This window comes from Microbacterium luteum, from assembly GCF_015277875.1.
Taxonomy (GTDB): Bacteria; Actinomycetota; Actinomycetes; order Actinomycetales; family Microbacteriaceae; genus Microbacterium; species Microbacterium luteum.
In genome coordinates, this window is the sequence record NZ_CP063814.1 from 1,772,005 (window position 1) to 1,796,203 (window position 24,199).

Annotated in this window: 17 protein-coding genes and 1 pseudogene; 11 read left to right on the forward strand and 7 right to left on the reverse strand. The window is 68.8% G+C overall.

Annotated features, from left to right (window positions below; genetic code table 11):
• Positions 1-77 precede the first annotated feature (77 nt).
• From IM777_RS08920 to IM777_RS08930, 3 genes are read left to right on the forward strand one after another with little or no spacing between them, the layout of a single operon-like run.
• Positions 78-296 (forward strand): hypothetical protein, encoded by a 219-nt coding sequence (locus tag IM777_RS08920; protein ID WP_071043431.1) that lies wholly within the window; start codon positions 78-80, stop codon positions 294-296.
• Between the two features lie 40 nt (positions 297-336).
• Positions 337-1,674 (forward strand): type I glutamate--ammonia ligase, encoded by a 1,338-nt coding sequence (glnA, locus tag IM777_RS08925; RefSeq protein ID WP_194383110.1) that lies wholly within the window; start codon positions 337-339, stop codon positions 1,672-1,674.
• A 10-nt stretch (positions 1,675-1,684) separates the two neighbouring features.
• A complete protein-coding gene (locus IM777_RS08930; protein ID WP_194383111.1) occupies positions 1,685-4,675 on the forward strand; it encodes a bifunctional [glutamine synthetase] adenylyltransferase/[glutamine synthetase]-adenylyl-L-tyrosine phosphorylase in 2,991 nt (996 codons plus the stop codon).
• Between the two features lie 79 nt (positions 4,676-4,754).
• On the opposite strand, the gene glnA (IM777_RS08935) is transcribed toward IM777_RS08930, so the two are convergent.
• Positions 4,755-6,179, reverse strand: coding sequence for a type I glutamate--ammonia ligase (gene glnA / locus IM777_RS08935; RefSeq protein WP_071043434.1), 1,425 nt, complete (start codon positions 6,177-6,179; stop codon positions 4,755-4,757).
• Positions 6,180-6,313: 134 nt separating this feature from the next.
• On the opposite strand from glnA (IM777_RS08935), the gene IM777_RS08940 reads away from it, so the two are divergent.
• Positions 6,314-6,733 (forward strand): RDD family protein, encoded by a 420-nt coding sequence (locus IM777_RS08940; RefSeq protein WP_194383112.1) that lies wholly within the window; start codon positions 6,314-6,316, stop codon positions 6,731-6,733.
• 6 nt (positions 6,734-6,739) lie between these two features.
• Here the strand turns inward: IM777_RS08940 and IM777_RS08945 are convergent, their stop codons facing one another.
• Positions 6,740-7,447 (reverse strand): DUF4191 domain-containing protein, encoded by a 708-nt coding sequence (locus IM777_RS08945; protein ID WP_194383113.1) that lies wholly within the window; start codon positions 7,445-7,447, stop codon positions 6,740-6,742.
• A gap of 107 nt (positions 7,448-7,554) precedes the next feature.
• Between IM777_RS08945 and IM777_RS08950 the strand changes: the two genes are divergently transcribed.
• Entirely contained in the window at positions 7,555-8,880 is a 1,326-nt protein-coding gene (locus tag IM777_RS08950; protein ID WP_194383114.1) for a hypothetical protein, read from the forward strand.
• A gap of 11 nt (positions 8,881-8,891) precedes the next feature.
• On the opposite strand, the gene sucB is transcribed toward IM777_RS08950, so the two are convergent.
• The 3 genes and pseudogenes from sucB to IM777_RS17585 form a co-directional block, all read right to left on the reverse strand.
• The gene (gene sucB / locus IM777_RS08955) at positions 8,892-10,592 is read right to left on the reverse strand and encodes a 2-oxoglutarate dehydrogenase, E2 component, dihydrolipoamide succinyltransferase (protein WP_194383115.1); all 1,701 of its coding nucleotides are present in this window, start codon (positions 10,590-10,592) and stop codon (positions 8,892-8,894) included.
• A gap of 92 nt (positions 10,593-10,684) precedes the next feature.
• On the reverse strand, positions 10,685-12,055 hold the full coding sequence (gene lpdA, locus IM777_RS08960) for a dihydrolipoyl dehydrogenase (RefSeq protein WP_194383116.1): 1,371 nt from the start codon (positions 12,053-12,055) through the stop codon (positions 10,685-10,687).
• A pseudogene (locus IM777_RS17585) lies at positions 12,055-13,502 on the reverse strand (leucyl aminopeptidase). Before IM777_RS17585 ends, lpdA begins: the two are co-directional and overlap by 1 nt.
• An 83-nt stretch (positions 13,503-13,585) precedes the next feature.
• Here IM777_RS17585 and IM777_RS08970 point away from each other — a divergent pair.
• From IM777_RS08970 to IM777_RS08980, 3 genes are all read left to right on the forward strand, one after another.
• The gene (locus tag IM777_RS08970; protein WP_194383117.1) at positions 13,586-14,509 is read left to right on the forward strand and encodes a proteasome assembly chaperone family protein; all 924 of its coding nucleotides are present in this window, start codon (positions 13,586-13,588) and stop codon (positions 14,507-14,509) included.
• A 207-nt stretch (positions 14,510-14,716) separates the two neighbouring features.
• On the forward strand, positions 14,717-16,048 hold the full coding sequence (locus tag IM777_RS08975) for an RNA polymerase sigma factor (protein ID WP_194383118.1): 1,332 nt from the start codon (positions 14,717-14,719) through the stop codon (positions 16,046-16,048).
• Positions 16,045-16,743, forward strand: a complete 699-nt coding sequence (locus IM777_RS08980) for a coenzyme F420-0:L-glutamate ligase (RefSeq protein WP_194383119.1) — start codon at positions 16,045-16,047, stop codon at positions 16,741-16,743. Before IM777_RS08975 ends, IM777_RS08980 begins: the two co-directional genes overlap by 4 nt.
• A 35-nt stretch (positions 16,744-16,778) precedes the next feature.
• Here IM777_RS08980 and IM777_RS08985 read toward each other — a convergent pair whose 3' ends face one another.
• On the reverse strand, positions 16,779-17,003 hold the full coding sequence (locus IM777_RS08985) for a DUF7455 domain-containing protein (protein WP_071043444.1): 225 nt from the start codon (positions 17,001-17,003) through the stop codon (positions 16,779-16,781).
• Between the two features lie 164 nt (positions 17,004-17,167).
• On the opposite strand from IM777_RS08985, the gene IM777_RS08990 reads away from it, so the two are divergent.
• The gene (locus IM777_RS08990; protein WP_228480741.1) at positions 17,168-19,237 is read left to right on the forward strand and encodes a DNA gyrase/topoisomerase IV subunit B; all 2,070 of its coding nucleotides are present in this window, start codon (positions 17,168-17,170) and stop codon (positions 19,235-19,237) included.
• 28 nt (positions 19,238-19,265) lie between these two features.
• Here the strand turns inward: IM777_RS08990 and IM777_RS08995 are convergent, their stop codons facing one another.
• Complete coding sequence (locus IM777_RS08995) at positions 19,266-21,713, reverse strand: DNA gyrase/topoisomerase IV subunit A (RefSeq protein ID WP_194383121.1); 2,448 nt, start codon at positions 21,711-21,713, stop codon at positions 19,266-19,268.
• Positions 21,714-21,779: 66 nt separating this feature from the next.
• Here IM777_RS08995 and IM777_RS09000 point away from each other — a divergent pair, with 66 nt between their 5' ends.
• Together IM777_RS09000 and IM777_RS09005 are read left to right on the forward strand one after the other, a co-directional pair.
• Positions 21,780-22,904, forward strand: coding sequence for an alkaline phosphatase family protein (locus IM777_RS09000; protein ID WP_071043447.1), 1,125 nt, complete (start codon positions 21,780-21,782; stop codon positions 22,902-22,904).
• A gap of 118 nt (positions 22,905-23,022) precedes the next feature.
• The gene (locus tag IM777_RS09005; RefSeq protein WP_194383122.1) at positions 23,023-24,126 is read left to right on the forward strand and encodes an IS110 family RNA-guided transposase; all 1,104 of its coding nucleotides are present in this window, start codon (positions 23,023-23,025) and stop codon (positions 24,124-24,126) included.
• The last annotated feature ends 73 nt before the right edge of the window (positions 24,127-24,199 follow it).

The window sequence follows — 24,199 nt, forward strand, 5'->3', positions numbered from 1 at the left end:
ATCCAGGCGCGGACACCGCTTCAGTAGGATCAAGACAGAGGTGTCACCGAGGCGCTCGCGAACCGGAGGAGGCGGCCATGTCCGGCGGCGAAGAGAAGTTCTGGTACAACCTGACGACCGGGCAGGTCGAGCGGGGCCACGTCTCGCCGGCGGTCGACCGCGCCGGCCCGTTCGACACGGCCGAGGATGCCGCGCGGGCGCCGGAGCTGCTGAAGGAGCGCTCGCGCGCCTGGGCCGAGGACGAAGCCCGCGACGACGCCTGGGGCGCGACCGGAACCGGCGCCGACGACAAGTAGTCTGGCAGTCAGCCAACCGACGTCCAGCGGAGGGAAAGTCATGGACAAGCAGCGCGATTTCGTCCTGCGCACGATCGAGGAGCGAGGCGTCAAGTTCGTCCGGCTCTGGTTCACCGACGTGATCGGCACGCTCAAGTCGGTGGCGATCGCCCCCGCGGAGGTCGAGGGGGCCTTCAACGAGGGTCTCGGCTTCGACGGCTCCGCGATCGAGGGGCTCACGCGCACCTACGAATCGGATCTGCTGGCGCACCCCGACCCCACGACGTTCCAGACGCTTCCGTGGCGAGGCGAGATCGACCCGACCGGTCGGATGTTCTGCGACATCACCACCCCCGACGGTCAGCCCGCGGTGGCCGACCCGCGGTACGTACTCAAGCGGTCTCTGGCGAAGGCAGCCGATGCGGGCTTCACCTTCTACACGCATCCGGAGATCGAGTTCTACCTGCTGAAGTCGTCGCGCTACGGGACGGAAGGCCCGGAACCGGTCGATTCGGCCGGCTACTTCGACAACGTGCCGGGCGGCACGGCGCACGATTTTCGTCGTCGTTCCGTGCGCATGCTGGAGGACCTCGGGATCTCCGTGGAGTTCAGCCACCACGAGGGCGGACCGGGTCAGAACGAGATCGACCTGCGGTACGCCGATGCCCTCACGACCGCCGACAACATCATGACGTTCCGCACGGTGATCAAGGAGGTCGCCATCGAGCAGGGCGTCTACGCGACGTTCATGCCGAAGCCGCTCGGCGGCAAGCCGGGAAGCGGGATGCACACCCACATGTCGCTCTTCGAGGGCGACACGAACGCGTTCTACGAAGAGGGCGGTCAGTATCAGCTCTCCAAGGTCGGGCGGCAGTTCATCGCGGGGCTGCTGCGCCACGCCAACGAGATCTCGGCGGTCACGAACCAGTTCGTCAACTCCTACAAGCGTCTGTGGGGCGGCGACGAGGCCCCGAGCTTCATCTGCTGGGGGCACAACAACCGCTCCGCCCTCGTGCGCGTACCGATGTACAAGCCGAACAAGGGTCAGTCCTCACGCGTGGAGTATCGCGGCATCGACTCGGCGGCCAATCCGTACCTGGCGTACGCCCTGATGCTCTCGGCGGGCCTCAAGGGCATCGAGGAGGGGTACGAGTTGCCTGCCGAGGCCGAGGACAATGTGTGGTCGCTGACGGACTCCGAGCGTCGCGCGCTCGGCTATGCGCCGTTGCCGACGAGTCTCGACCACGCCCTGGAATACATGGAGGAGTCCGAGCTGGTGGCCGAGACCCTCGGCGAGCAGGTCTTCAACTACGTGCTGCTGAACAAGCGCCGCGAGTGGCAGGAGTACCGCTCGCAGGTCACGCCGTACGAGTTGAAGAGCAACCTCGAGATGCTCTGACGCCGGCGCCATGGCCCGCGATCGCTCCACGACCCTGACCGGTCTCGCGCGCGTCGGCTTCAGCCGCCTGACGGAGGCCGATGCGGACCTCTCCGAACTCGAGCAGCTCATCGACGTGCCCTGGGAGGAGCTCCGCGACGCCGCGTCGGACGCGGCCGATCCCGATGTCGCCGTCTCGGCGATCCTCTTCATCGCGCGACGAGATCCCGCCGCCGTGCGGGCGCTTCGTGCGAGCGAGAACGGGTGGCGTGCCCTGTGGGCGCTCCTGGGTGCGTCGTCCGGATTCGGGGATTTCTTCCTCCGCCATCCAGAGGAGCTCGCCGAGCTGGCGCATGCCGGCACGAGCCTGCCGACCGACATCGAGATGCGGAGGGAGCTGCTCGCCGCGGTCGGAGAAGAGGACGGCTTCGCTCGCGACGGCAGTGAGAGCTGCTGGGTTGCACTGCGGGTGCGGTATCGGCGCATGCTCGCCAAGATCGCCGCTTTCGACCTGCTGAGTCCCTCGCCCGTCGACCAGGTCCCGTTCGTCGCCGGCCGGCTGGCGGACGCAGCGGCGGCCGCACTCGAGGCGTCGCTGTGTGTCGCTCGCACACGGGTGTCGTCGACGGGGCCGGCTTTCCCGCGCGAGCATGTGGCGGCGACCCAGCTCGCGGTCATCGGCATGGGCAAAACGGGGGCGCGCGAGCTGAATTACGTCAGCGACGTCGACGTCATCTTCGTCGGCGGCGCAGCGGACGGGCTCCGCGAGGAGGTGGGGGAGAGCCGGGTGATCGACATCGCGACCCGGCTGGCGGTTCAGACCATGCGCGGCGTGTCCGAGATGGAGGTCGAGCCTCCTCTGTGGGAGGTCGACGCGAACCTCCGCCCCGAGGGGAAGCAGGGAGCGCTGGTGCGCACCCTGGAGTCGCACCTGTCGTACTATGACCGGTGGGCGGCGAGCTGGGAGTTCCAGGCGCTGCTGAAAGCGCGCGCGATCGCGGGCGACGAGGCGCTCGGCGATGCGTACGTTAACGCGGTCGGGCCGAAGGTGTGGACGAGCGCCGCGCGCGAGAACTTCGTCGACGGCGTGCAGCGCATGCGTGAACGTGTGACCGACCACATCCCGAACGACGAAGTCGCCCGCCAGATCAAACTCGGCCCCGGCGGGATCCGGGACATCGAGTTCACCGTGCAGCTGCTGCAGCTGGTCCATGGACTCTCCGACCACGGGATCCGGCAGCGGAGCACCCTCGCGGCCCTCGACGCCCTCGTCGCGGAGGGGTACATCGGCCGCGCCGAAGCCGCCGCCTTCTCGCGTGACTACCGGATGCTCCGGCTGCTCGAGCATCGCGTGCAGCTGCGCCACCTGCGCCGCACCCACCTGATGCCCGAAGACGCCGAGGGACTGCGTTCCCTGGCTCGGGCGACCGGACTCGGGGACACCGGCGATTCCGTCCTGCGGATCTGGGAATCGGTCAAGCGCGAGGTTCGCGACATCCACGTGCGGCTGTTCTACCGTCCGCTGCTGTCGGCGGTGGCCGCTCTCCCCGAAGAGGAGCGCTCCCTCTCGCCGGAGCAGGCGAAGGATCGGCTGGCGGCCATCGGATTCCACGACCCCGGTGGCGCGCTGCGTCACATCGGGGCGCTCACGACGGGACTCAGTCGCAAGTCGCAGATCCAGCGGCACCTCATGCCGGTCATGCTCCGCTGGTTCGCCGACGGCGTCGACCCCGACTACGGGCTGATCGCCTTCCGTCGTCTCAGCGAGAGGCTGGGGGACTCGCCCTGGTTCCTGCGCATGCTGCGCGACTCCGCGGGAGCTGCCGAAGACCTCACGCGTGTGCTCTCGGGCTCCCGCTATGTCGGTGAACTGATGGAATGGATCCCCGAGTCGGCGGCGTGGCTCGATGACGGCGGGGCTCTCCGTCCGCGGTCCGGGGTCGCTCTCCAGGAGGAAGCGCGCGCGATACAGACCCGTCACGACAACGTCGAAGACGCGATGCACTCCGTCCGGGCGCTCCGCCGCCGCGAGATGCTGCGGACCGCCATGGGAGGAATCCTCGGCGTGCTCACGATCGAGGAGATCGCGGACACCCTCACCACGATCAGCGAAGTGAGCATCCAGGCCACCCTGCGCGCGGTGCGCCGGGAGGTCGTTCCACCGGAAGACGACGCGCTCGATTTCTCGATCATCGCGATGGGTCGCTTCGGGGGGCGGGAGCTCGGCTTCGGATCCGACGCGGACGTCATGTACGTCTACCGACCGAACGGGCTCGACCCTCAGCGAGCGCATCAGCTCGCGCAGGCGCTCGTCCAGGGACTTCGGCGGCATTCCGAGGACCATCGTCTCCCGCTCGACCTCGACGCGGACCTGCGCCCGGAGGGGCGCAACGGCCCGCTCGTGCGATCCCTGGAATCGTATGCCGAGTACTATCGTCGATGGTCGCTGTCGTGGGAGGCGCAGGCGCTGCTGCGGGCACGGGGGATCGCGGGAAGTGTCAAGCTCATCCGCGCCTTCACCGAACTTGCCGACGAGGTGCGCTATCCCGCGCACGCGGACCAGCAGGGGCTTCGTGAGATCAAGCGGATCAAGGCGCGGGTCGAGAGTGAGCGGCTGCCCCAGGGGGTGGACCCGGCTCGTCACCTCAAGCTCGGCCCGGGCGGCCTGAGCGACGTGGAATGGCTGGTGCAGCTCCTGCAGCTGCAGCACGCGCACGCGGTACCGGCCATGCGCACCACCTCGACGCTCGACGCCCTGCACGCCGCACGCGAGGCGGGCCTCGTGTCGGCGGTCGCGACCGAGCGTCTGGCGGCGTCCTGGCGTCTGGCGAGCCGGCTGAGGTCCGCCAACACGCTGCTCTCGGGACAGACCAGCGACGTGCTGCCGACGGACAGATCCAAGCTCGACGGCATCGGGCGTCTGCTCGAGATGCCGCCCCACAGCGCCAGTCTTGTCGAGGAGGAGTGGGTGCGCACCGCCCGACGCGCCCGTCGCACGTTCGACACGCTCTTCTACGGTTGAGCGTCGCTCGCGACGCGGCTCGGCACGACGACGGCCCCCGGGATGCACCCGGGGGCCGTCGTCCGTCACGCGGTCTGCGTCACACGCCGAAGTAGAGCTCGAACTCGAACGGGTGCGGTCGCTGTGCGATCGGCTGGATCTCGTTCTCGATCTTGTACTCGATCCACGTCTCGATCAGCTCGGGAGTGAACACGCCACCGGCGAGGAGGAACTCGTGGTCGTTGCGCAGGGCCTCGAGCGAGTCCAGCAGGGAGTTGGGGACCTGCGGGATGTTCTTGGCCTCCTCGGGCGGCAGCTCGTAGAGGTCCTTGTCGACCGGCTCGTGCGGCTCGATGCGGTTCTTGATGCCGTCGATGCCGGCCATGAGCTGCGCTGCGAACGCGAGGTACGGGTTGCCCGACGCGTCGGGGGCGCGGAACTCGATGCGCTTGGCCTTCGGGTTGGACCCGGTGATCGGGATGCGGATGGCCGCCGAGCGGTTTCCGGCCGAGTAGACCAGGTTGACCGGCGCCTCGAAGCCCTTCACCAGACGGTGGTAGCTGTTGAGCGTCGGATTGGTGAAGGCCAGAACGGCAGGAGCGTGGGCGAGGATGCCGCCGATGTACCAGCGGGCGATGTCCGACAGTCCGCCATAGCCCTTCTCGTCGTAGAACAGCGGCTGGCCGCCGTTCCAGAGCGACTGGTGGGTGTGCATGCCCGAACCGTTGTCGCCGAAGAGCGGCTTCGGCATGAACGTGGCGGTCTTGCCCCACTGGTCGGCCGTGTTCTTGACGATGTACTTGAACTTCAGGATGTCGTCCGCCGCGTGGACCATCGTGTCGAACTTGTAGTTGATCTCCTGCTGGCCGGCGGTGCCCACCTCGTGGTGAGCGCGCTCGAGCTCGAGTCCGCTGGCGATCAGGCGCAGGCTGATGTCGTCACGCAGGTCAGCCGTCTTGTCGACCGGGGAGACGGGGAAGTAACCGCCCTTGTACGGGGTCTTGTTGGCGAGGTTCCCGCCCTCTTCGGCGCGGGCGGTGTTCCACGCGCCTTCGACGGAGTCCACGGCGTAGAAGCTCGTGTTCTGCTTCACCTCGTAGCGCACATCGTCGAAGATGTAGAACTCCGCCTCCGGGGCGAAGAAGGCGGTGTCGGCGATGCCGGTCGAGGCGAGGTACTTCTCCGCCTTCTTGGCTACCTGACGCGGGTCCTTGCCGTAGATTTCGCCATTGCGCGGGTTGTAGATGTCGAAGACCATGATGAGGGTCTTCTCGTCGCGGAACGGATCGAGGTAGGCGGTCGACACGTCCGGGATGAGCTGCATGTCGGACTCGTGGATGTTCGCGAAACCGCGGATCGACGAGCCGTCGAAGAGCTGTCCGACGGTGAAGAACTCCTCGTCGACGGTCGAGGCGGGAATGTTGAAGTGCTGCTGCACACCAGGAAGATCCGTGAACCGGATGTCGAGGAACTTGACGTCCTCGTCCTTGATGAACTTCAGCACCTCGGATGAATCACTGAACATGGAGTCTCCAGAGGTAGGGCGTTCGGGAACTGCCAACCCGCGAGGGGCATGGCTTGCACGGTACCGACAGGGCGTTGCCCGGTCGTGACACCAATGTTTCGGCCAGGTTACAGGGGTCTGGGTACGCTTGTGCGGTGACAGACCAGCGATATCCCGGTGAGCGCCTGGGACTGCCCGCATCGGGGCGGGGTTCGATAGGCCGACTCGGCCGGCGTGTCGGAGCCCTGTTCATCGACTACGGGGCGGCCTACATCCTCGCCGGACTGTTCGTCACCGACCCCGATGGTCTGCCAGCCGTCTTCTCCGGCGATCCGCTCGTGATCGCGGCGATTTTCATGGCGATCCAGGTGGTGTTCGCGCCCATGCTGCAGGGCAGCCCCGGTCATCGCATCCTCGGACTGCGTCTCACCCGGATCGACGGTGCCTGGGTCGGACTGTGGCGCCCGATCGTGCGGACGGTGCTCCTGGTTCTGGTGATCCCTGCGGTGATCTGGGACGCCGATCAGCGAGGACTGCACGACAAGGCGGCCGGCACGGTCCTCGTGCGTTCCTGACTGCCCTCAGCGCGGCCGCGGTGCACGGACGCGATTGGGGTCCATGCCCTTGGGGATCGGGAGCGAGGCGAGCGACTGCGAGACCGAGTCGACGCGCTTGATGACCGCGGCCATGGTCGCGCGGTCGATCGCCTTCGGGAGCTTCTTGATCGTCGGGGCGAGCTTTGCGATCGGCACCTCGTCGTCGCCGTGTCCGACATAGAGCACCGTGATGGGCACGCCCGAGGCCACGCGCTTGATCTTGGATCGTTCGTCGCCCACGAGGCGGGTCAGGCGCCCGCGCGCGCCCTCGCCGACGATGACCACCCCACCGCGTCCGATCGCGCGATAGACCGCCTCCTGGGTCTTGGGGTTGATCCCCACCGGCATCTCGCTCGCCTGCCACCTGCGGCCGAGCGACGTCGAGATCACGTGGCCGGTCGCACCGGGCATGCCGTCGATCTGGCGGTACATCGCCTTCGTCGACAGACGTGTCATGGTCATCATGGCGGCGAGAATGCCCGCCATCAGGCCGGTGATCGCCCACAGGAGCACGCTCCACCACGCGACCGGCTGCACCAGGAAGCCGATTCCCACGCCGACGGCGGCGCCGACGACCAGAATGCCGATGAGGACATACGGCAACCAGGGGAACGCCTTGCGCGTGAAGGTGAACAGGGTGCGGAGCTGGGAGAAGAAGCCGGGTCGCTTCTCCGGGGCGGTGCTGCGGGCCATGGGACCAGGATACCTTTCGGGCGCAGCCTGGTTCGGACACGTCCTCCCCTCCACAGGGAGCGGCAGCGGAGGAGCCTTCCACAGAAGCGACGCGGGAGGAGCGCCGAATGCTCGCGAACGGAACGGTGGGAGACGTGGCCCCGTCATCCGATACCCCGCCCTCGTCTGTCCTCGCGCCCCACCTGCGCGCGGGAGCGCGGGTCGTGCGCCGCATCGACGGCGACGACACGCCGTGGCCCGGTGTGGTGGCGCGGCTGGACGACGGGGCGCCCGCGCTCGTGGTTCCGGTCGCTGCTCTGGGGCGGACGTGGCCCGGCTGGGCGCTGCGCGACCCGGCGCACGTGGTCGTACCCACGGACATCAGGCGCTCGGTCGAGGGGCATGACGCCGTCTTCCCGCTCTTCGTCGAGAGGCTGATGACCTTCCTGACCCGGCGCGGACCTCTCCTCTCCGACGGCGAGCGCGTCACGATCGCCGTCAGTGTGCTGCGCGGACTGCGGGAACTCGACGACGCAGGGGTGACGTCGCCGGGCAGTGGTTCCTGGTGGTTGACCGACGACGGCCGGCCCGGTTTCGCCCTCACCGGCGACCCGGCAACGTCAGCGGAGCGTGCCTCCGCAGACGTGCTGACCGAGCTCGGGAAAGGGGAGGGGGGACTCTCGTCGTTGGTCGAACGGACCGTGGCTTCCGTGGCCGGAGGCGTCGACGAGCGCACCGCGAGACGGCTCGAGGACGAGTGGTTCGATGCGGCGTCGCCGGAGGCCCTGGTCACGGTGAGGTTCGGTCCCCGTTCGGCCGGCGCGGCGATCGCGCCGGCTCGCGCGGATGTCACCGCCGACCTCGCTGCTTCGGAGGAGCCCGACGGTGCCGGTGTGCTCGTGAACCTCGGTCGATACGTCGACGGCGGCCTCGCGGAGACGATCGGAGCGACGGTGGAGCGCGTGCGCCGAACGATGACCGGAGCGCGCTCTCGCCGTTCGACGCTCCTCTTCGCCGGAGCTGCGGCAGGTGCCGTCGTGGCGATCGGACTGCTGTGGCCGGTCGGTGCGGAGGAGCCTGCCACTGCACCGGTCGATCAGGGGGCCACCCCCGCGTCGACCGCGACCACGTCGCCGGTTCCGGCCGCCGCCGTGGGCGTGGCCGCAAACGACGACCTCGCTGTCGTGACGGCGGCGCTGCTGGAGGCGCGCATCCGCTGTGACGATGATCCCGAGTGTCTCGCAGGGGTTTACTGGTCGCCGATCACGTCGGTTCCGCCCGGCGCCGTCGACCTCGATGCGAGCGTGCGCGACGTCGAGGTGCTGGATGATTTCGGCGGCGTCGCCGTGCTTCGCGTGTCTGGACCCGAGGCGCCGAATCAGGTCGTCGTCATCGCGCGCAGAGACGACTCATGGCTGCTGCGTGACGTCCATGACGTCGCACAGCAGCCATGAGTCTCGAGCGATCAGGCGCCGAGGTTGGCCTCGAACGATGCGTCCTCGAGGCGCTTCTTGACCGCCGCGAGGAAACGGGCCGCGTCTGCGCCGTCGATGGTGCGGTGGTCGTACGACAGGGCGAGGTACACGTACGACCGCACCGAGATGGCTTCCGCCCCGTCGACCGTCACCACGCCGGGGCGCTTGACGACAGTGCCCGTTCCGAGGATCGCCGACTGCGGCAGGAACACCACCGGTGTGTCGAACAGGGCGCCGCGAGAGCCGGTGTTCGTGAGCGTGAAGGTGCCTCCGGCCAGCTCGTCGGGCTTGAGCTTGTTGTCGCGCGTGCGCGCGGCGAGGTCGGCGATCTCGTGCGCGATCTGAGCGAGGCTCTTGCTCGCCGCATCGCGCAGCACGGGCGTCAGCAGGCCACGCTCCGTGTCCACCGCGATCGACACGTTCTCGGTGGCGGGGTAGACGATCTTGTCGCCGTCGACCGTGGAGTTGATGATCGGATACGTCTGCAGCGCCTCGGCCGCGGCGAGGGCGAAGAACGGCAGGAAGGACAGTTTGTCCCCGGTCTTCGCCTGGAAATCCTTCTTCACCCGGTCGCGGTACTGCGACAGCTTGGTCACGTCGACTTCCACGACCGTCGTCAGCTGCGCCGTCGACTGCATCGACGCCACAGCACGCTCGGCGAGCACCTTGCGAAGGCGCGACATCGGCTGCGTGGTGCCGCGAAGGGGCGACACCTCCACCTCGACGGGCGCCGCCTCCGCGGCAGACGTCGGGGTCGCCGGGGCCTCCGCCGCCTTCAGAACGTCCTCCTTGCGGATGCGTCCGCCCACGCCGGTTCCGGTGACGCTCGCGAGATCGACGCCCTGCTGCTGCGCGAGACGGCGCACCAGAGGCGTGACGTAGATGTCGTCGGAAGCGGACGGTGCGGCGGCAGCCTTCTCGGGAGCGGGAGCGGGAGCGGGCTCCGGCTCGGAGGTCCGCTCTTCGGCGGCCGGCGCGGGAGCCGGCTCCTCGGCAGGCTCGGGGGCTGACGTCTCCTGCGCGGACGCGGGCTCCTCGGGCGCGGACTCCTCGGACGGCGCTTCCGCGGGTGCAGGGGAGCCCGAGCCGATCTTGGCCAGCGGCGAACCCACGGCCACGGTCTCGTCCTCCTGCACCAGGATCTGCTGCAGCGTGCCCGCGAACGGCGACGGGATCTCGGTGTCGACCTTGTCGGTGGAGATCTCGAGCAGCGGCTCGTCGACCTCCACGTCGTCGCCGACGCTCTTCAGCCAGCGGGTCACGGTGCCTTCGGTGACGCTCTCGCCGAGTTCGGGCAGAACGACGTCCTTACCGTCCGCGTCGGGCGCGGCGGGAGCAGCCTGCTCGGGACCGGAATCCTCGGCTGCGGGCTCTTCCGCAGGTTCCGCCTCGGGCTGCGCGGGGGCCTCCGCCTGCGCGGAGTCGTCCGACGTGTCCTCGGAAGGGGCTCCGTCGCCGTCGCCGATCTTGGCGAGCACGGCGCCCACCTCGACGGTTTCGTCCTCCTGGACGAGGATCTCTTCGATGACGCCGCTGACCGGCGAGGGGATTTCGGTGTCGACCTTGTCCGTGGAGATCTCGAGAAGACCCTCGTCCTCCTGGATCGTGTCGCCGACCTGCTTGAGCCAGCGGGTCACCGTCCCCTCGGTGACGCTCTCGCCGAGCGCGGGGAGGACGACGGATGTGCTCATGTGCTTGTCTCCTTCGGAATGCCGATTGCTTCTAGCTTAGTGATGACCTCGACGCGCCGGCGTCGGATGGCTGGGGGTGTCGTGCGCAACGCTCACAGTGTGTGCAGGGGCGAACCGGCGAGGGCGAGGAGGGCCTCGCCCAGCGCCTCGCTCTGCGTGGGATGCGCGTGCAGGAACGGGGTCACATCCTCGGGGTGCGCTTCCCACCCGACGATGAGCTGACCTTCTGCGATGAGTTCCCCGACGCGATCTCCCACCATGTGGATGCCCACGACGGGGCCGTCGACGTGCCGGACGACCTTCACGATCCCCGCCGTTCCGAGGATCTCGCTCTTGGCGTTGCCGGCGAGGTTGTACTCGTAGGTGGTGATCGCGTCACCGTGCAGCGCACGCGCGGCGGCCTCGGTGAGTCCGACCGACGCCGCCTCCGGCGATGAATACGTCACGCGGGGGATGTGAGCGTCCGGGACGCGCACGGGTCGTCGACCCGCGATCCGCTCGGCGACCTGGATGCCCTGCTGGAATCCCCGGTGTGCCAACTGCGGCCCGGCGACGATGTCGCCCACCGCCCAGACGTGGTCGGCGGCGGTGCGGAGTTCGTCGTCGACGACGACGAACCCGCGATCCAGGCCCACGCCGGCCGCTTCGAGCCCGAGACCGTCCGTCGCGGGCGCGCGGCCCACCGCCACCAGCAGGGCGTCCGCTGTGATCTCCGCGTCATCCGCGAGCCGCACGACGACGCGATCCTCGTCCGCCGTGACGGCGGAGACGGGCGTTCCGAGGACAGTGCGGATGCCGCGGCGCCGGAAGGCGCGCTCCAGGGTCTTGCCGATGACCTCGTCGTCGGCGGGCAGGAGCGTCGGGAGCGCCTCGATGACCGTCACGTCGGCACCGAGAGAACGCCAGAGACTGGCGAACTCGACCCCGATGACCCCGCCCCCGAGGACGGCGACGTGCGCGGGGATCTCGGGGAGCTCGAGCGCCTGCTCGCTCCCGAGGATTCGCCCGCCGATGTCGATGCCGGGGAGCGTGCGCGTGTACGAGCCGGTCGCGACGACGACATCGCGACCGCGGTAGAGGTCGTCGCCCACCCGCACTGCCGGCCCCTGCTCGAGGGTGCCGGCGCCGTGGACGACGGTGATTCCGCGGGCGGCGATCAGGCCCTGCAGGCCCTTGTGCTTCTTCGCGACGATCGCCTCGCGATACGCCGTGAGAGCGGGGACGTCCACGCCCTCCCACGTCGCTCGCACCCCGACTGCCGCTGCGTCCCTGGTGTTGTCGGCGACCTCCCCGGCGTGCAGGAGCGCCTTGGTCGGCACGCAGCCGCGGTGCAGGCAGGTCCCGCCGAGCTTGTCCTTCTCGACGATGACGACGGAGGATCCCAGTTCCGCGGCGCGAAGGGCGGCCGCGTAGCCGCCGGACCCGCCGCCCAGCACGACGAGGTCGGCCTCGTGCACGGCCATCAGCGCGTCGTTCCGGCCACGAAGCGGATCAGCGCGCGCACCGTCGCGCCGGTCGCGCCCTTGTCGGTGAATCCGTACCCACCGCCCTTGTGCCAGCCGCTGCCGGCGATGTCCAGGTGGACCCAGGGAATGCGCGGAGCGTCCTCGGCATCGCTCGCGCGACCCACGAAGCGACGCAGGAACAGGCCGGCGAAGAGCGAACCGCCCGCCGGGTCGCCGATCTTCGCGTTCTGCATGTCGGCGACGGGCGAGTCGAGCTCCTCCTCCATGTGCTCGGGAAGCGGGAGCTGCCACGCGTCCTCGCCGGTCGTCGCCGCATCCGCGAGGAAGCGGGCCACGGCGGTGTCATCGCCCATCACCCCGGTGTGCCGGTTCCCCAGGGCGACGGATATCGCGCCCGTCAGCGTCGCGACATCGACGATGAGGTCGGGGCTCTCGGCACTCGCGGCGGCGAGACCGTCCGCCAGGACCAGGCGTCCCTCGGCGTCGGTGTTCAGCACCTCGACGGTCGAGCCGTCCCGCATCGTCAGGACGTCGCCGGGTCGCGTGGCCGAGCCCGAGGGCATGTTCTCGGCGAGGCAGAGCCACGCCGTCGCGCGTACCGGCGCCCCGACGCGAGCAAGGGCCCGTACGACGGCGAGCGCGGTGGCCGCGCCGCACATGTCGTACTTCATCCCCACCATCGAAGCGGGTGGTTTGAGCGAGAGTCCACCGGTGTCGAACGTGATGCCCTTGCCGACGACCGCGACGTGGGCCGCCGCATCCGCCGGCGAGTAGTCCACACGCACGAGTCGCGGCGGCCTCGATGATCCGCGTCCGACACCGAGGATGCCGCCGAATCCGCCCTCTTCGAGGTCGGTCTCGTCGAAGACGTCGACAGACACCGGCAGGCCCGGTCGGCGAAGTCCGCCGGGCCGAGGCGATCGGCGGGCATCGTGGACAGATCCTTCACCAGCGCCATCGCCTCGGCATCGGCGCGTACGGCCTCGAGTTCTCCACGGTCGGGACGGGTCTCGCCGTGCACGACGACGGTCGCGGCGCGTGCCGGCGGCGGAGTGCTCTTATAGGAGTCGAAGCGATAGCCGCCGAGCGTGGCGCCTTCGGCCACGGCACGCCACCCCTGGAACGCGGGAGCCGCGACGGCGACCGTGTCGAAGCCGGTGAGGGAGCGGACTCCCGCGCCGACGGCGGCACGCACATCCTGTTCCCCGGGGGACGTACCGGTGCCGACGACCGCGAGCGGGAGCCGCGTCGCCTCTGGCGCGGCGACGCGCAGATAGGACGATCGCGCACCGGTGAACCCGACCGCCTCCAGCGCGCCGTGCAGGCCGGGCCATTCGGCCAGAGCGTCGGCGGCATCGTCGAGCGGGGGGAGCGCCAGAAGGATCGCTTCGGCGTCGGACTCTCGGATCGGACTGGTTCGGAACTCGAGGTCGGGGAACGACATGGTCCCATCCTAGGGATGCGCGTGTTCGCTGTGAGCGGGACGGGGTACGCCGACGGTCGGCGCTCGCCTCGTAGCATGGACAGATGTCCCTGTCCTCGTCGCTGTTCGAGCGTTCGGCCTCTGTGCCTCCCATCCCCCGGGGACTGCCGCTGGTCATCGCCCTCACCGGCTTCACCGACGCCGGCAGTGCGTTGTCACGCACGATCGAGTACCTGCGGGATGAGATCGACCCGACTCCGGTCGCGGTCTTCACCAACGACATCCTGCTGGATTACCGCGCGCGGCGACCCGTCGTCGCGTTCGATCAGGATCACCTCGCCGACTACCGACCCCCGCGGCTGGAGTTGTCACTCGGACACGACGCGCTGGGCTCGCCGTTCCTGATGCTGGCCGGCTATGAGCCGGACTTCGCGTGGGAGGCCTTCGCCTCCGCGATCCTGGCACTGGCCGAGGAGTTCGCCGTGTCCACGGTCACGTGGGTGCACGCCATCCCGATGCCCGTCCCGCACACGCGGCCCATCGGAACCACGGTGAGCGGCACGCGGCGCGAGCTGACGGAGGCGCATTCGGTCTGGAAGCCGACCACGCAGGTGCCGGCGACGGTCGGACACCTGCTCGAGTACCGCTTCGCCGAAGGCGGCGCCGCCGTCGCGGGTTTCGTGCTACTCGTTCCCCACTATCTCGGCGACACGGAGTATCCGGCCTCCGCTCTGGCCGCCCTTGATGCGATCACCGTCGCGACCGGCCTCGTCTTCTCCGGCGACTCGCTCCGCGACGAGAACCGCGAGTATCTCGAGAAGGTCGAAGAGCAGGTCGCCGGCAGCGAGGACCTGTCTCGCATGGTCGAGAACCTGGAAGAGCGGTACGACGCCTACATGGCCGGCTCGACGCAGGCGACGCCGATCATCCACACCGGGGACCTTCCCAGCGCGGACGAGCTGGCGGCGGAGCTCGAGCGCTTCCTCGCCAACCGACCCTCGGGCGACGACGACCGATTCGGCGCGTGAGGGAATAGTCGCGTCGGTCGGCACGTTGCCATACAGGTGTCGCCCGCTGCGGGTCAAGTGCCGCCGCGGAATGTGAGACAATGGATGGAGCGACCCGTTGTCACGTCGACTGCATGCCTCTCGGTGTGCGGGACTTGACAAGGGTCTTACTAGTGTCCGAAATCGACCGGGGGGCGTCGACACGCGTCCGCCGGTGAAAGGCGAAACGTGACCACAGGCACGAAGACCAGCACCCGCGCAACGCGAGCGAAGGACACCGAGGCCGAAGAGATCGTCGAGGAGACGCCCGCGAAGAAGCCGGCGACGAAGGCGACCGCCAAGAAGTCCGGCAGCCGCTCCGCGAAGAACGCCTCGAAGACGGCCTCGTCGAAGTCCGTCGACAACGACGATGAGATCGACGACGACGAGGTCGACGCCGAGGACATCGAGGACGGCGACGACACCTCGGCGGAGGACGACGCCGACGACGACGGCGATGAGGGCGACGCGAAGTCCGGCAAGAAGGGCTCGGACGGCGCCTCGGAAGCCAAGAAGAGTGCCGCAGAGCCGCTGCCCACCGGCGCCATCGTCATCTCGTCGAACGACGACGAAGACGTGCCGATCTACTCCACGCAGATCACCGGCGCGACAGCGGATCCCGTCAAGGACTACCTGAAGCAGATCGGCAAGGTCCCGCTCCTGAACGCGGCCGAAGAGGTCGAGCTGGCGATGCGGATCGAGGCCGGCCTGTTCGCGGAGGAGAAGCTGTCGAACATGTCGGCGGCCGAGAAGTCCTCGCAGCTCGGGCTCGACCTGCAATGGGTCGCCCGCGACGGGCAGCGCGCCAAGAGCCACCTGCTGGGTGCAAACCTCCGCCTGGTCGTGTCGCTCGCCAAGCGCTACACGGGTCGAGGCATGCAGTTCCTGGATCTGATCCAGGAGGGGAACCTCGGTCTCATCCGCGCGGTGGAGAAGTTCGATTACACCAAGGGCTTCAAGTTCTCCACCTACGCGACGTGGTGGATCCGTCAGGCGATCACTCGAGCCATGGCCGACCAGGCCCGCACGATCCGCATCCCCGTCCACATGGTGGAGGTCATCAACAAGCTCGCGCGAGTGCAGCGCCAGATGCTGCAGGACCTCGGCCGCGAGCCGACTCCGGAAGAGCTCTCCAAGGAGTTGGACATGACCCCGGAGAAGGTCATCGAGGTGCAGAAGTACGGCCGCGAGCCGATCTCGCTGCACACCCCGCTCGGCGAAGATGGTGACAGCGAATTCGGTGACCTCATCGAGGACACCGAGGCGGTCGTCCCCGCTGACGCGGTCGGCTTCACGATGCTGCAGCGTCAGCTGGAGTCGCTGCTGGACTCGCTCTCGGAGCGCGAGGCGGGTGTGATCCGCATGCGCTTCGGCCTGGGTGACGGACAGCCCAAGACGCTGGATCAGATCGGCGACACCTTCGGTGTCACGCGTGAGCGCATCCGCCAGATCGAATCCAAGACGATGGCCAAGCTGCGTCACCCCTCGCGCTCGCAGTCGCTGCGGGACTACCTCGAGTGAGCGACGCGCCGAACGACGGCAAGGCCCTCACGACCACGATCGACGGGGAGGCCTTCGCCCGCATCCCGATTCGCACGCGCGTCGTGATGCCCGGCGATGATCTCGAGGAGTTCATCCGCGAGTATGCGGCGGGCGTGGTGCGCGAGGGCGACATCCTCTTCGTCACCGAGAAGATCGTGGCGATCACCCAGGGGCGGTCCTACCCCCTCGAGGAGATCAGGCCGCGCCGGCTCGCGCGTCTCTTGTCGCGGTTCGTCGTGCGGACGCCGTACGGCATCGGCCTGGGCATGCCGGAAACCATGGAGATGGCGCTCCGAGAATGCGGAACCCTGCGCATCCTGTTTGCGGCGGGCGTCTCAGCGGTGACGAAGCTCATCGGACGTCGCGGCGATTTCTATCGCATCGCCGGCGATAAGGCACGCGCGATCGACGGTCCGACCCCCGGGACGATCCCGCCCTACAACAGGGCGGTCGTCCTCGGCCCAGAGCGACCTGGCGACGTCGCCGTCCAGCTGCAGGGTCTGCTGGGGATCCCCGCGCAGGTCGCGGTGGTCGACATCAACGACATCGGTGGCAACGTCCTCGGCTCCACGTTGTCTCGCGACGAGGAGCGGCGCCTGGTGGCGATCTTGTCCGACAATCCGCTCGGACAGGGGCACCAGTCGACGCCGCTCGGAATCGTCCGCCCGGCCTGAGCGGGCTGATCCCGGACGGCGTCGCGCGGGCTTCGTCAGTCCTCGTCGACGAGGCGCGCTGTCTCGTCGTGCCATGACGTGGCGACTTCGCGCAGCTTGTCCTCGTACTTGCGCCCGTGGTGCGCGCAGAACAGCAGTTCGCTGCCGTTGACCTCTGCGGCGATATAGGCCTGCGCTCCGCAGGAGTCGCATCGGTCCGCCGCCGTCAGACGGTAGTCGAGGACGGCGGCCGGGTCGGTGGGTGTCGAAATCGAGCTCATGTCGGTCCCTCCTCGAACGGTCGATCGATCGTGTCGTATAAGACAACCACGGCTTTGTTTCGAGAATGCCGCGAGAAGGTCACAGTTCGCTCACCGCGTACGGACGCGGGTTCGCTCGTGTGTCACCCCGGCGCGCGGTGGTGCCGGGGATATCCTTGGACGCTGTGACTGCCGAGTACTCCGCCCACCACCTGCAGGTTCTCGAAGGCCTCGAAGCGGTGCGGAAACGCCCCGGGATGTACATCGGCTCCACCGATTCGCGCGGTCTGATGCATTGCCTGTGGGAGATCATCGACAACTCCGTCGACGAGGCCCTCGGCGGTCACGGCGAGCGGATCGACGTGATCCTCCATCGCGACGGCAGCGTGGAGGTGGTCGACCGGGCGCGCGGCATCCCGGTCGACGCGGAACCGCGGACCGGGCTCTCCGGCGTCGAGGTCGTCTTCACGAAGCTCCACGCCGGAGGCAAGTTCGGGGGCGGCTCGTATGCGTCCTCGGGGGGTCTGCACGGGGTCGGCGCGTCTGTCGTGAACGCCCTGTCGGAGCGACTCGATGTCGAGGTGGACCGTGGCGGAAAGACGTGGGCCATGTCCTTTCATCGCGGCGAGCCGGGGGAGTTCGCCGGCGATTCCCCCGACAGCGCCTTCTCGCCTTACGAGCAGAGCAGCCGGCTTCGTCACGTCGGCAAGGCGCCCAAGGGGGTCACAGGAACCCGGATCCGCTATTGGGCCGACACCCAGATCTTCACGAAGGATGCCACCTTCGCTGTCGAGGAGCTGGAGCAGCGCGCGCGGCAGACCGCCTTCCTCGTGCCGGGCCTCGAGATCGTCATCCGTGATCAGCGCGGCGAGGAGCCGCGAGAGACGAGCTTTCGATACGACGGCGGCATCTCGGAGTTCGCGGAGTTCCTCGCCCCGGACGCGCCCGTGACCGATACGTGGCGCCTTCAGGGAGAAGGAACCTTCACCGAGACGGTCCCCGTCCTGCAGCCGACCGGAGCCATGGTGCCGACCGAGGTCGAGCGCACGTGCGAGGTCGACGTCGCGGTGCGCTGGGGCACCGGCTACGAGACCGTCGGGCGCAGCTTCGTGAACATCATCGCCACGCCGAAGGGCGGCACGCATCAGCAGGGCTTCGAGCAGGGCCTGCTGAAGGTCGTGCGGGCTCAGATCGAGGCCAACGCCCGTCGTCTGAAAGTGGGCAACGACAAGCTCGAGAAGGACGACATCCTCGCCGGCCTCACGGTCGTCCTGACCGTACGCCTGCCCGAACCGCAGTTCGAGGGGCAGACCAAGGAGGTGCTCGGAACCCCGGCCGTGCGCCAGATCGTCTCGAGCGTGGTGAGCAAGGGGCTGCGGGAGCGCTTCGCGTCCACCAAGCGGGATGACAAGTCGCAGACATCGCAGCTCATGGAGAAGATCGTCTCCGAGATGAAGGCGCGCATCTCGGCCCGCACGCACAAGGAGACGCAGCGCCGGAAGAACGCGCTCGAGTCCTCCTCGCTCCCCGCGAAGCTGGTGGACTGCCGCAGCAACGACGTGAATGACTCGGAACTGTTCATCGTCGAGGGCGACTCGGCTCTGGGGACAGCCAAGTTGGCGCGCAACAGCGAGTACCAGGCGCTTCTGCCGATCCGCGGCAAGATCCTGAACGTCCAGAAGGCGTCGGTCAGCGACATGCTCTCCAACGCCGAGTGCGCCTCGATCATCCAGGTCATCGGCGCCGGCTCGGGCCGATCGTTCGATCTTTCCGTCGCGCGCTACGGAAAGATCATCCTCATGAGCGACGCCGACGTCGACGGTGCGCACATCCGCACGCTTCTGCTGACGCTCTTCTTCCGCTACATGCGCCCGCTCATCGAGGAGGGACGCGTCTTCGCCGCGGTTCCGCCGCTGCACCGCGTCGTGGTGCAGCATCCCGGGTCGAAGCCGAACGAGACGATCTACACCTACTCCGAGAAGGAGCTGCACGCGCTGCTGGCGAAGCTGCGCAAAGCGGGGAAGAAGTGGCAGGAGCCGATCCAGCGCTACAAGGGCCTCGGCGAGATGGATGCGGAGCAGCTGGCGTCGACGACCATGGATCGATCCGGACGCATGCTCCGACGTGTGCAGCTGACCGACGCGGAAGCGGCGGCCGCCGTGTTCGAACTCCTCATGGGAAACGAGGTCGCCCCCCGCCGAGAGTTCATCGTGGAATCCAGCGATCGGCTGGGACGCGAGCGCATCGACGCCTGACGCAGGGCTCGGCGCCGGCGCGGACGGTTCAGCGAACGCCCGTCCCGATGGACCCGACGGCGGCATCGAGCGGCGTGCCGGAGCCGTCTCGCTTCGCTCCCGACGGCGGCAGCGCGCGTGTCGCCCCCTCGGGTCCCACCGCGCGCGGATCGTCACCGACCCACGCGAGGGTCAACGCATCCTCACCGCGCACGAAGCGCTGCGAACGCACTCCGCCGGTCGCCCGGCCCTTCGCGGGGAACTCCGTGAAGGCCGAGACCTTGGCGGAGCCGGCGTCGGCACCGGCGAGGGCGTCGGCGCTGCCGGCGACGGTGACGACGACGGTCTCCGTCGTCGCAGCGACGACGCCGAAGAAGATGGCGCGCTGTCCGTCGGCGAGACGGATGCCGGACATCCCGCCTGCGGAGCGTCCCTGGGGCCGCACGCTGGAGGCCTCGAATCGCAGCAGCTGCGCATCGGTGGTCACGAAGACGAGCTCCGACCCATCAGGGGCGGCCGAGGCGCCGATGACGCGATCTCCGTCCTTCAGGGCGATGATCTCCACGTCGGGCTTCGCGGCGATCTCGGCGGCCGAGACGCGCTTGACGATCCCGGCGGCCGTGCCGAGGGCCAGGGGCGGGTCGTCGGCGAGCGACACGAGCGCCACGACCTTCTCGTCCTTTCCGAGCGGCAGATACTGATCGACGCGTGCGCCGGCGGCGAGAGCGACGGAATTCCCGGGGACGGAGGGCAGGTCGACGGGGGAGAACCGCACCAGTCGACCGAGGGAGGTCACCGCGCCGACGTCGCCACGGGTCGTGGCGTCGACTCCGGAGCGAACGGCATCGTGCGAGGACCGACGGGTGGGGGCGACGAGACCCCCGCCGCCGACCTCGGGATCGAGATCGGCCCGCACCATGCGGCCGGTCGTCGACAGAAAGACGCGGCAGGGCGTGTCCGCGATCTGCAGATCGGCGGGAGCGGCCTTCCGCGAACGCGGCTGCACGGTCCCGCCGTTCAGCAGCATCGTGCGCCGCGGGGTGCCGAACATGTCGGCGGCGGTCTGGAGCTTTCTGGCGACCTGGGCGCGGAGCAGGGCGTCGCTGGCCAGCAGCGCCTCGAGGGCGGCGATGTCGGTCTTCAGCTGGTCCCGCTCGCCCTCCAGTTCGATGCGGCTGAACTTGGTGAGCCGACGCAGGCGCAGTTCGAGGATGTACTCCGCCTGTGGCTGAGAGAGGTCGAAGACGTCGATGAGCCGGGTGCGAGCCTGGTCGCCGTCATCGGAGGTGCGGATGACCTGGATGACCTCGTCGATGTCGAGGATCGCGATGAGCAGCCCCTCCACGAGGTGCAGGCGCTCCCTCTTGCGCTCCAGCCGGTAGCGGCTGCGGCGCGTGACCACCGAGATGCGATGCTCGAGGTAGACGCGGAGCAGGTCGCGGAGCCCGAGCGTCTGAGGCTGTCCCTCGACGAGTGCGACGTTGTTGAAGCTGAAGTTGTCCTCGAGAGGGGTCAGTCGGTAGAGCTGCTCGAGCACGGCCTTGGGGTCGAACCCGGTCTTGATGCCGATGACCAGCCGCAGCCCGTGCCGACGGTCGGTGAGGTCGTTCACGTCGGCGATGCCCTGCAGCTTCTTCGCGGTGACGGCATCCTTGATCTTCTCGATGACGCGTTCGGGACCGACGAGGTAGGGAAGCTCGGTGACGACGATGCCGGTACGGCGCGGGCCGACCGGCTCGATGGAGGTCTTCGCACGCGTGCGGAACGAGCCGCGGCCATTCGTGTAGGCGTCCTTGATCCCGTCGAGCCCGACGATGATCCCGCCGGACGGGAGGTCGGGACCCGGAACGAATTCCATCAGTTCGTCGACCGTCGCGTCGGGGTTCTCCAGCAGATGCGTCGCCGCGGCCACGACCTCGATGAGGTTGTGGGGGGCCATGTTCGTGGCCATGCCCACGGCGATGCCGGAAGCGCCGTTGACGAGGAGGTTGGGGAAGGCCGCCGGCAGGACCTCGGGCTGCTGGAACTGGCCGTCGTAGTTCGGGATGAAGTCCACGACGTCTTCGTCGAGGTGCTCGGTGAGGGCGAGCGCGGCCGGCGCGAGGCGGGCTTCCGTATAGCGCGCGGCGGCGGGGCCGTCGTCGAGGGAGCCGAAGTTGCCGTGGCCGTCGACGAGGGGAACGCGCAGGGAGAAGGGCTGTGCCAGGCGCACGAGAGCGTCGTAGATCGCGGCGTCGCCGTGCGGGTGCAGCTTTCCCATCACCTCGCCGACGACACGCGCGCTCTTGACGTGCCCGCGGTCCGGTCGCAGTCCGAGTTCGGCCATCTGGTAGAGAATGCGCCGCTGCACCGGCTTGAGTCCGTCCCGCGCATCCGGGAGCGCGCGCGAGTAGATCACCGAGTACGCGTACTCGAGGAAAGACCCCTGCATCTCTGCGGAGACGTCGACGTCTTCGATGCGTTCTTCGGGCTGCGGTGCGGAGTCGGTGCGGGGCATGAAGGGTGAGGGCCTCGTGGAGGGGACGATCGATGGCCGTTTCACCCGTGTGGGAGACTGGCCGGGATGTCCACGAGCCTACCCGGCCCGTCGCCGCGCGCACGGAGCCTCACCGGAGTGCTGCCGGAGTCGATCGCCGCCATGGCGGGGGAGTCGACGTGGTTCGCGCCGGCGCGCAGCGTCGTGATCTTCCTCCTGGACGGTCTCGGTGCCGCGAACCTCACGGCGCGGGCGGGGCATGCGCGTTTCCTCGCCGCGGCCACGGGGCGACGGGATGTTGCGCAGACGGTGTTCCCCTCCACGACGGCGGCCGCTCTGACAGCGCTGCTGACGGGCGAGCCTCCGGGCAGGAGCGGCATGGTCGGCTACCGCGCCTTGGTTCCCGGTGCAGACCGCATCGCGAACCAGCTGCGCGGCTGGGAGCAGGACGACCTGCCCGCGGACTGGCAGCGGGCGCGTCCGATTCTCGAGCGCGAGTCCGCGTCCGGGCGCGCGTGTTTCGTCGTCACCCGCGCCGAGTACGCGACGACCGGTTTCACGCAGTCGACAACGCGTGGTGCGGAGGTCATCGGCGTCGACGACCTCGACGAGAGGGTGGACCTCGCCGCGGACGTCGCCGGCCGAAACCCCGGTGCACTCGTCTACCTCTACGCCCCCGACCTCGATGTCGTCGGCCACCGCGCGGGCTGGGAGTCGGACGAGTGGTCGGCGATGCTCGAGCGCGTGGATGCGGCCGTGGTGAGAATGGCTCGACGGCTCCGACCCGACACCGGTCTGGTCGTCACCTCCGACCACGGCATGATCGACGTGCCCCGTCACCGACACGTGCTGTTCGGTGAGGGGGCTCTCACCGAAGGACTGCGGCACGTCGGTGGCGAGCCGAGGATGGTGCATCTGTATGCGGAGAGCGGCGCGGCGGATCACCTCGCGGAGAGGTGGAGGTCGTCCGAGTCATCCCGGTCGTGGGTGCTCACACGCGATGAGGCGATCGCAGCAGGACTGTTCGGGACGGTCGACGACGTCGTTCGGCCCCGGATCGGCGACGTCCTCGTCGCGGCGCGACAGAGCATTGCCTACTACGACGATCGGGTCACGGACACGTCGTCGCAGAAGATGGTCGGTCAGCACGGATCGCTGACGTCGGAGGAACGCACCGTCCCCCTCATCCGACTCGGAGCCTTCGCCCGATGAGGTCAGACCCTATGAGGGCGGGGTGCTGATGCTCTTGTAGGCCCAGGGCCTCGCGGTGCAGATTCGTGGATCATCCCGAGGAGTGGCCTTGGGATGCCGACATGCAGCGGAGGCCCTGGTGTTCAACGAGCGTACGGCTATTGGTTTGGATGTGCACGCGCGGAGCGTGCGAGCGGCGGCGATCGACACGTTGACCGGTGAGGTGATCGAGGCGCGGCTGCCCGCCGGGGCTGCGGATGTCCTCGCGTGGGTGATGCAGGTCTCGGCCCGGCTGGGTCCGGTGCACGCCGGATACGAGGCTGGGCCGACCGGTTTCGGGCTGGCTCGGAAGCTCGAGGCGGCAGGGATTGCGGTGACGGTCGCGGCGCCGTCGAAGATCATCCGACCGACCGGCGACCGGATCAAGACCGACGCCCGGGACGCAGTGTTGCTGGCCCGACTGCTGAAGATGGACGAGCTGGTCGCGGTGCGTGTCCCGACGCAGGCCGAGGAAGCGGCCAGGGACCTGGTCCGCGCCCGCGATGACGCGCGCACGGATTTGCTGGCCGCCCGACACCGGGTGGGCAAGTTGCTTCTTCGCCGCGGTCTTGTCTATGCCAAGGACCGAGCCTGGACCGGGGCTCACGACGCGTGGTTGCGGCAGATGCGGCGCGAGGGTCTCGATGGCGCCGGGCCCGGCACCCTTGCGGCGTTCGACGCCGGCTATGACGCCGTGAACAGTATCCTCGCCCGCCGGGACCGGCTGGACCGGGACATCGCCGCGATGGCGACGGACTCCCCGTTCACCGCTGTGACGAACAGACTGTGCTGCCTGCGCGGCATCTCCACGCTGACCGGGTTCGCTCTCGCGGCCGAGATCGGCGACTGGGACCGCTTCACCGGTCGCACCATCGCGTCGTATCTCGGCCTGGTGCCCTCCGAGCACTCCTCCGGTGGATCCCGGTCGCAGGGTGCCATCACGAAGACCGGGAACACGCACGCCCGCCGGCTGCTGATCGAATCCGCCTGGCACCACAAGCCCGTCTACCGACCCGGGAAGATCATGAAGGACCGGTGGGCGGCCGCACCCGCCGCGGCCGCGGCTCGCGGCGACGCCGGGAACCGGCGTCTGCACCACCGCTGGATTGTGCTCGACGCGCACAAGAAGAAGCACACCGTCGCGACCACCGCGATCGCCCGTGAGCTCGCGGGCTGGTGCTGGTCCCTGGCCGTCATGACCTGACAGCCCCAGACTCGTTCTCGACCACCGGCGCGGGGAACGCATGCAGCGTGAAGAGCGCACCAGCGGAACGACT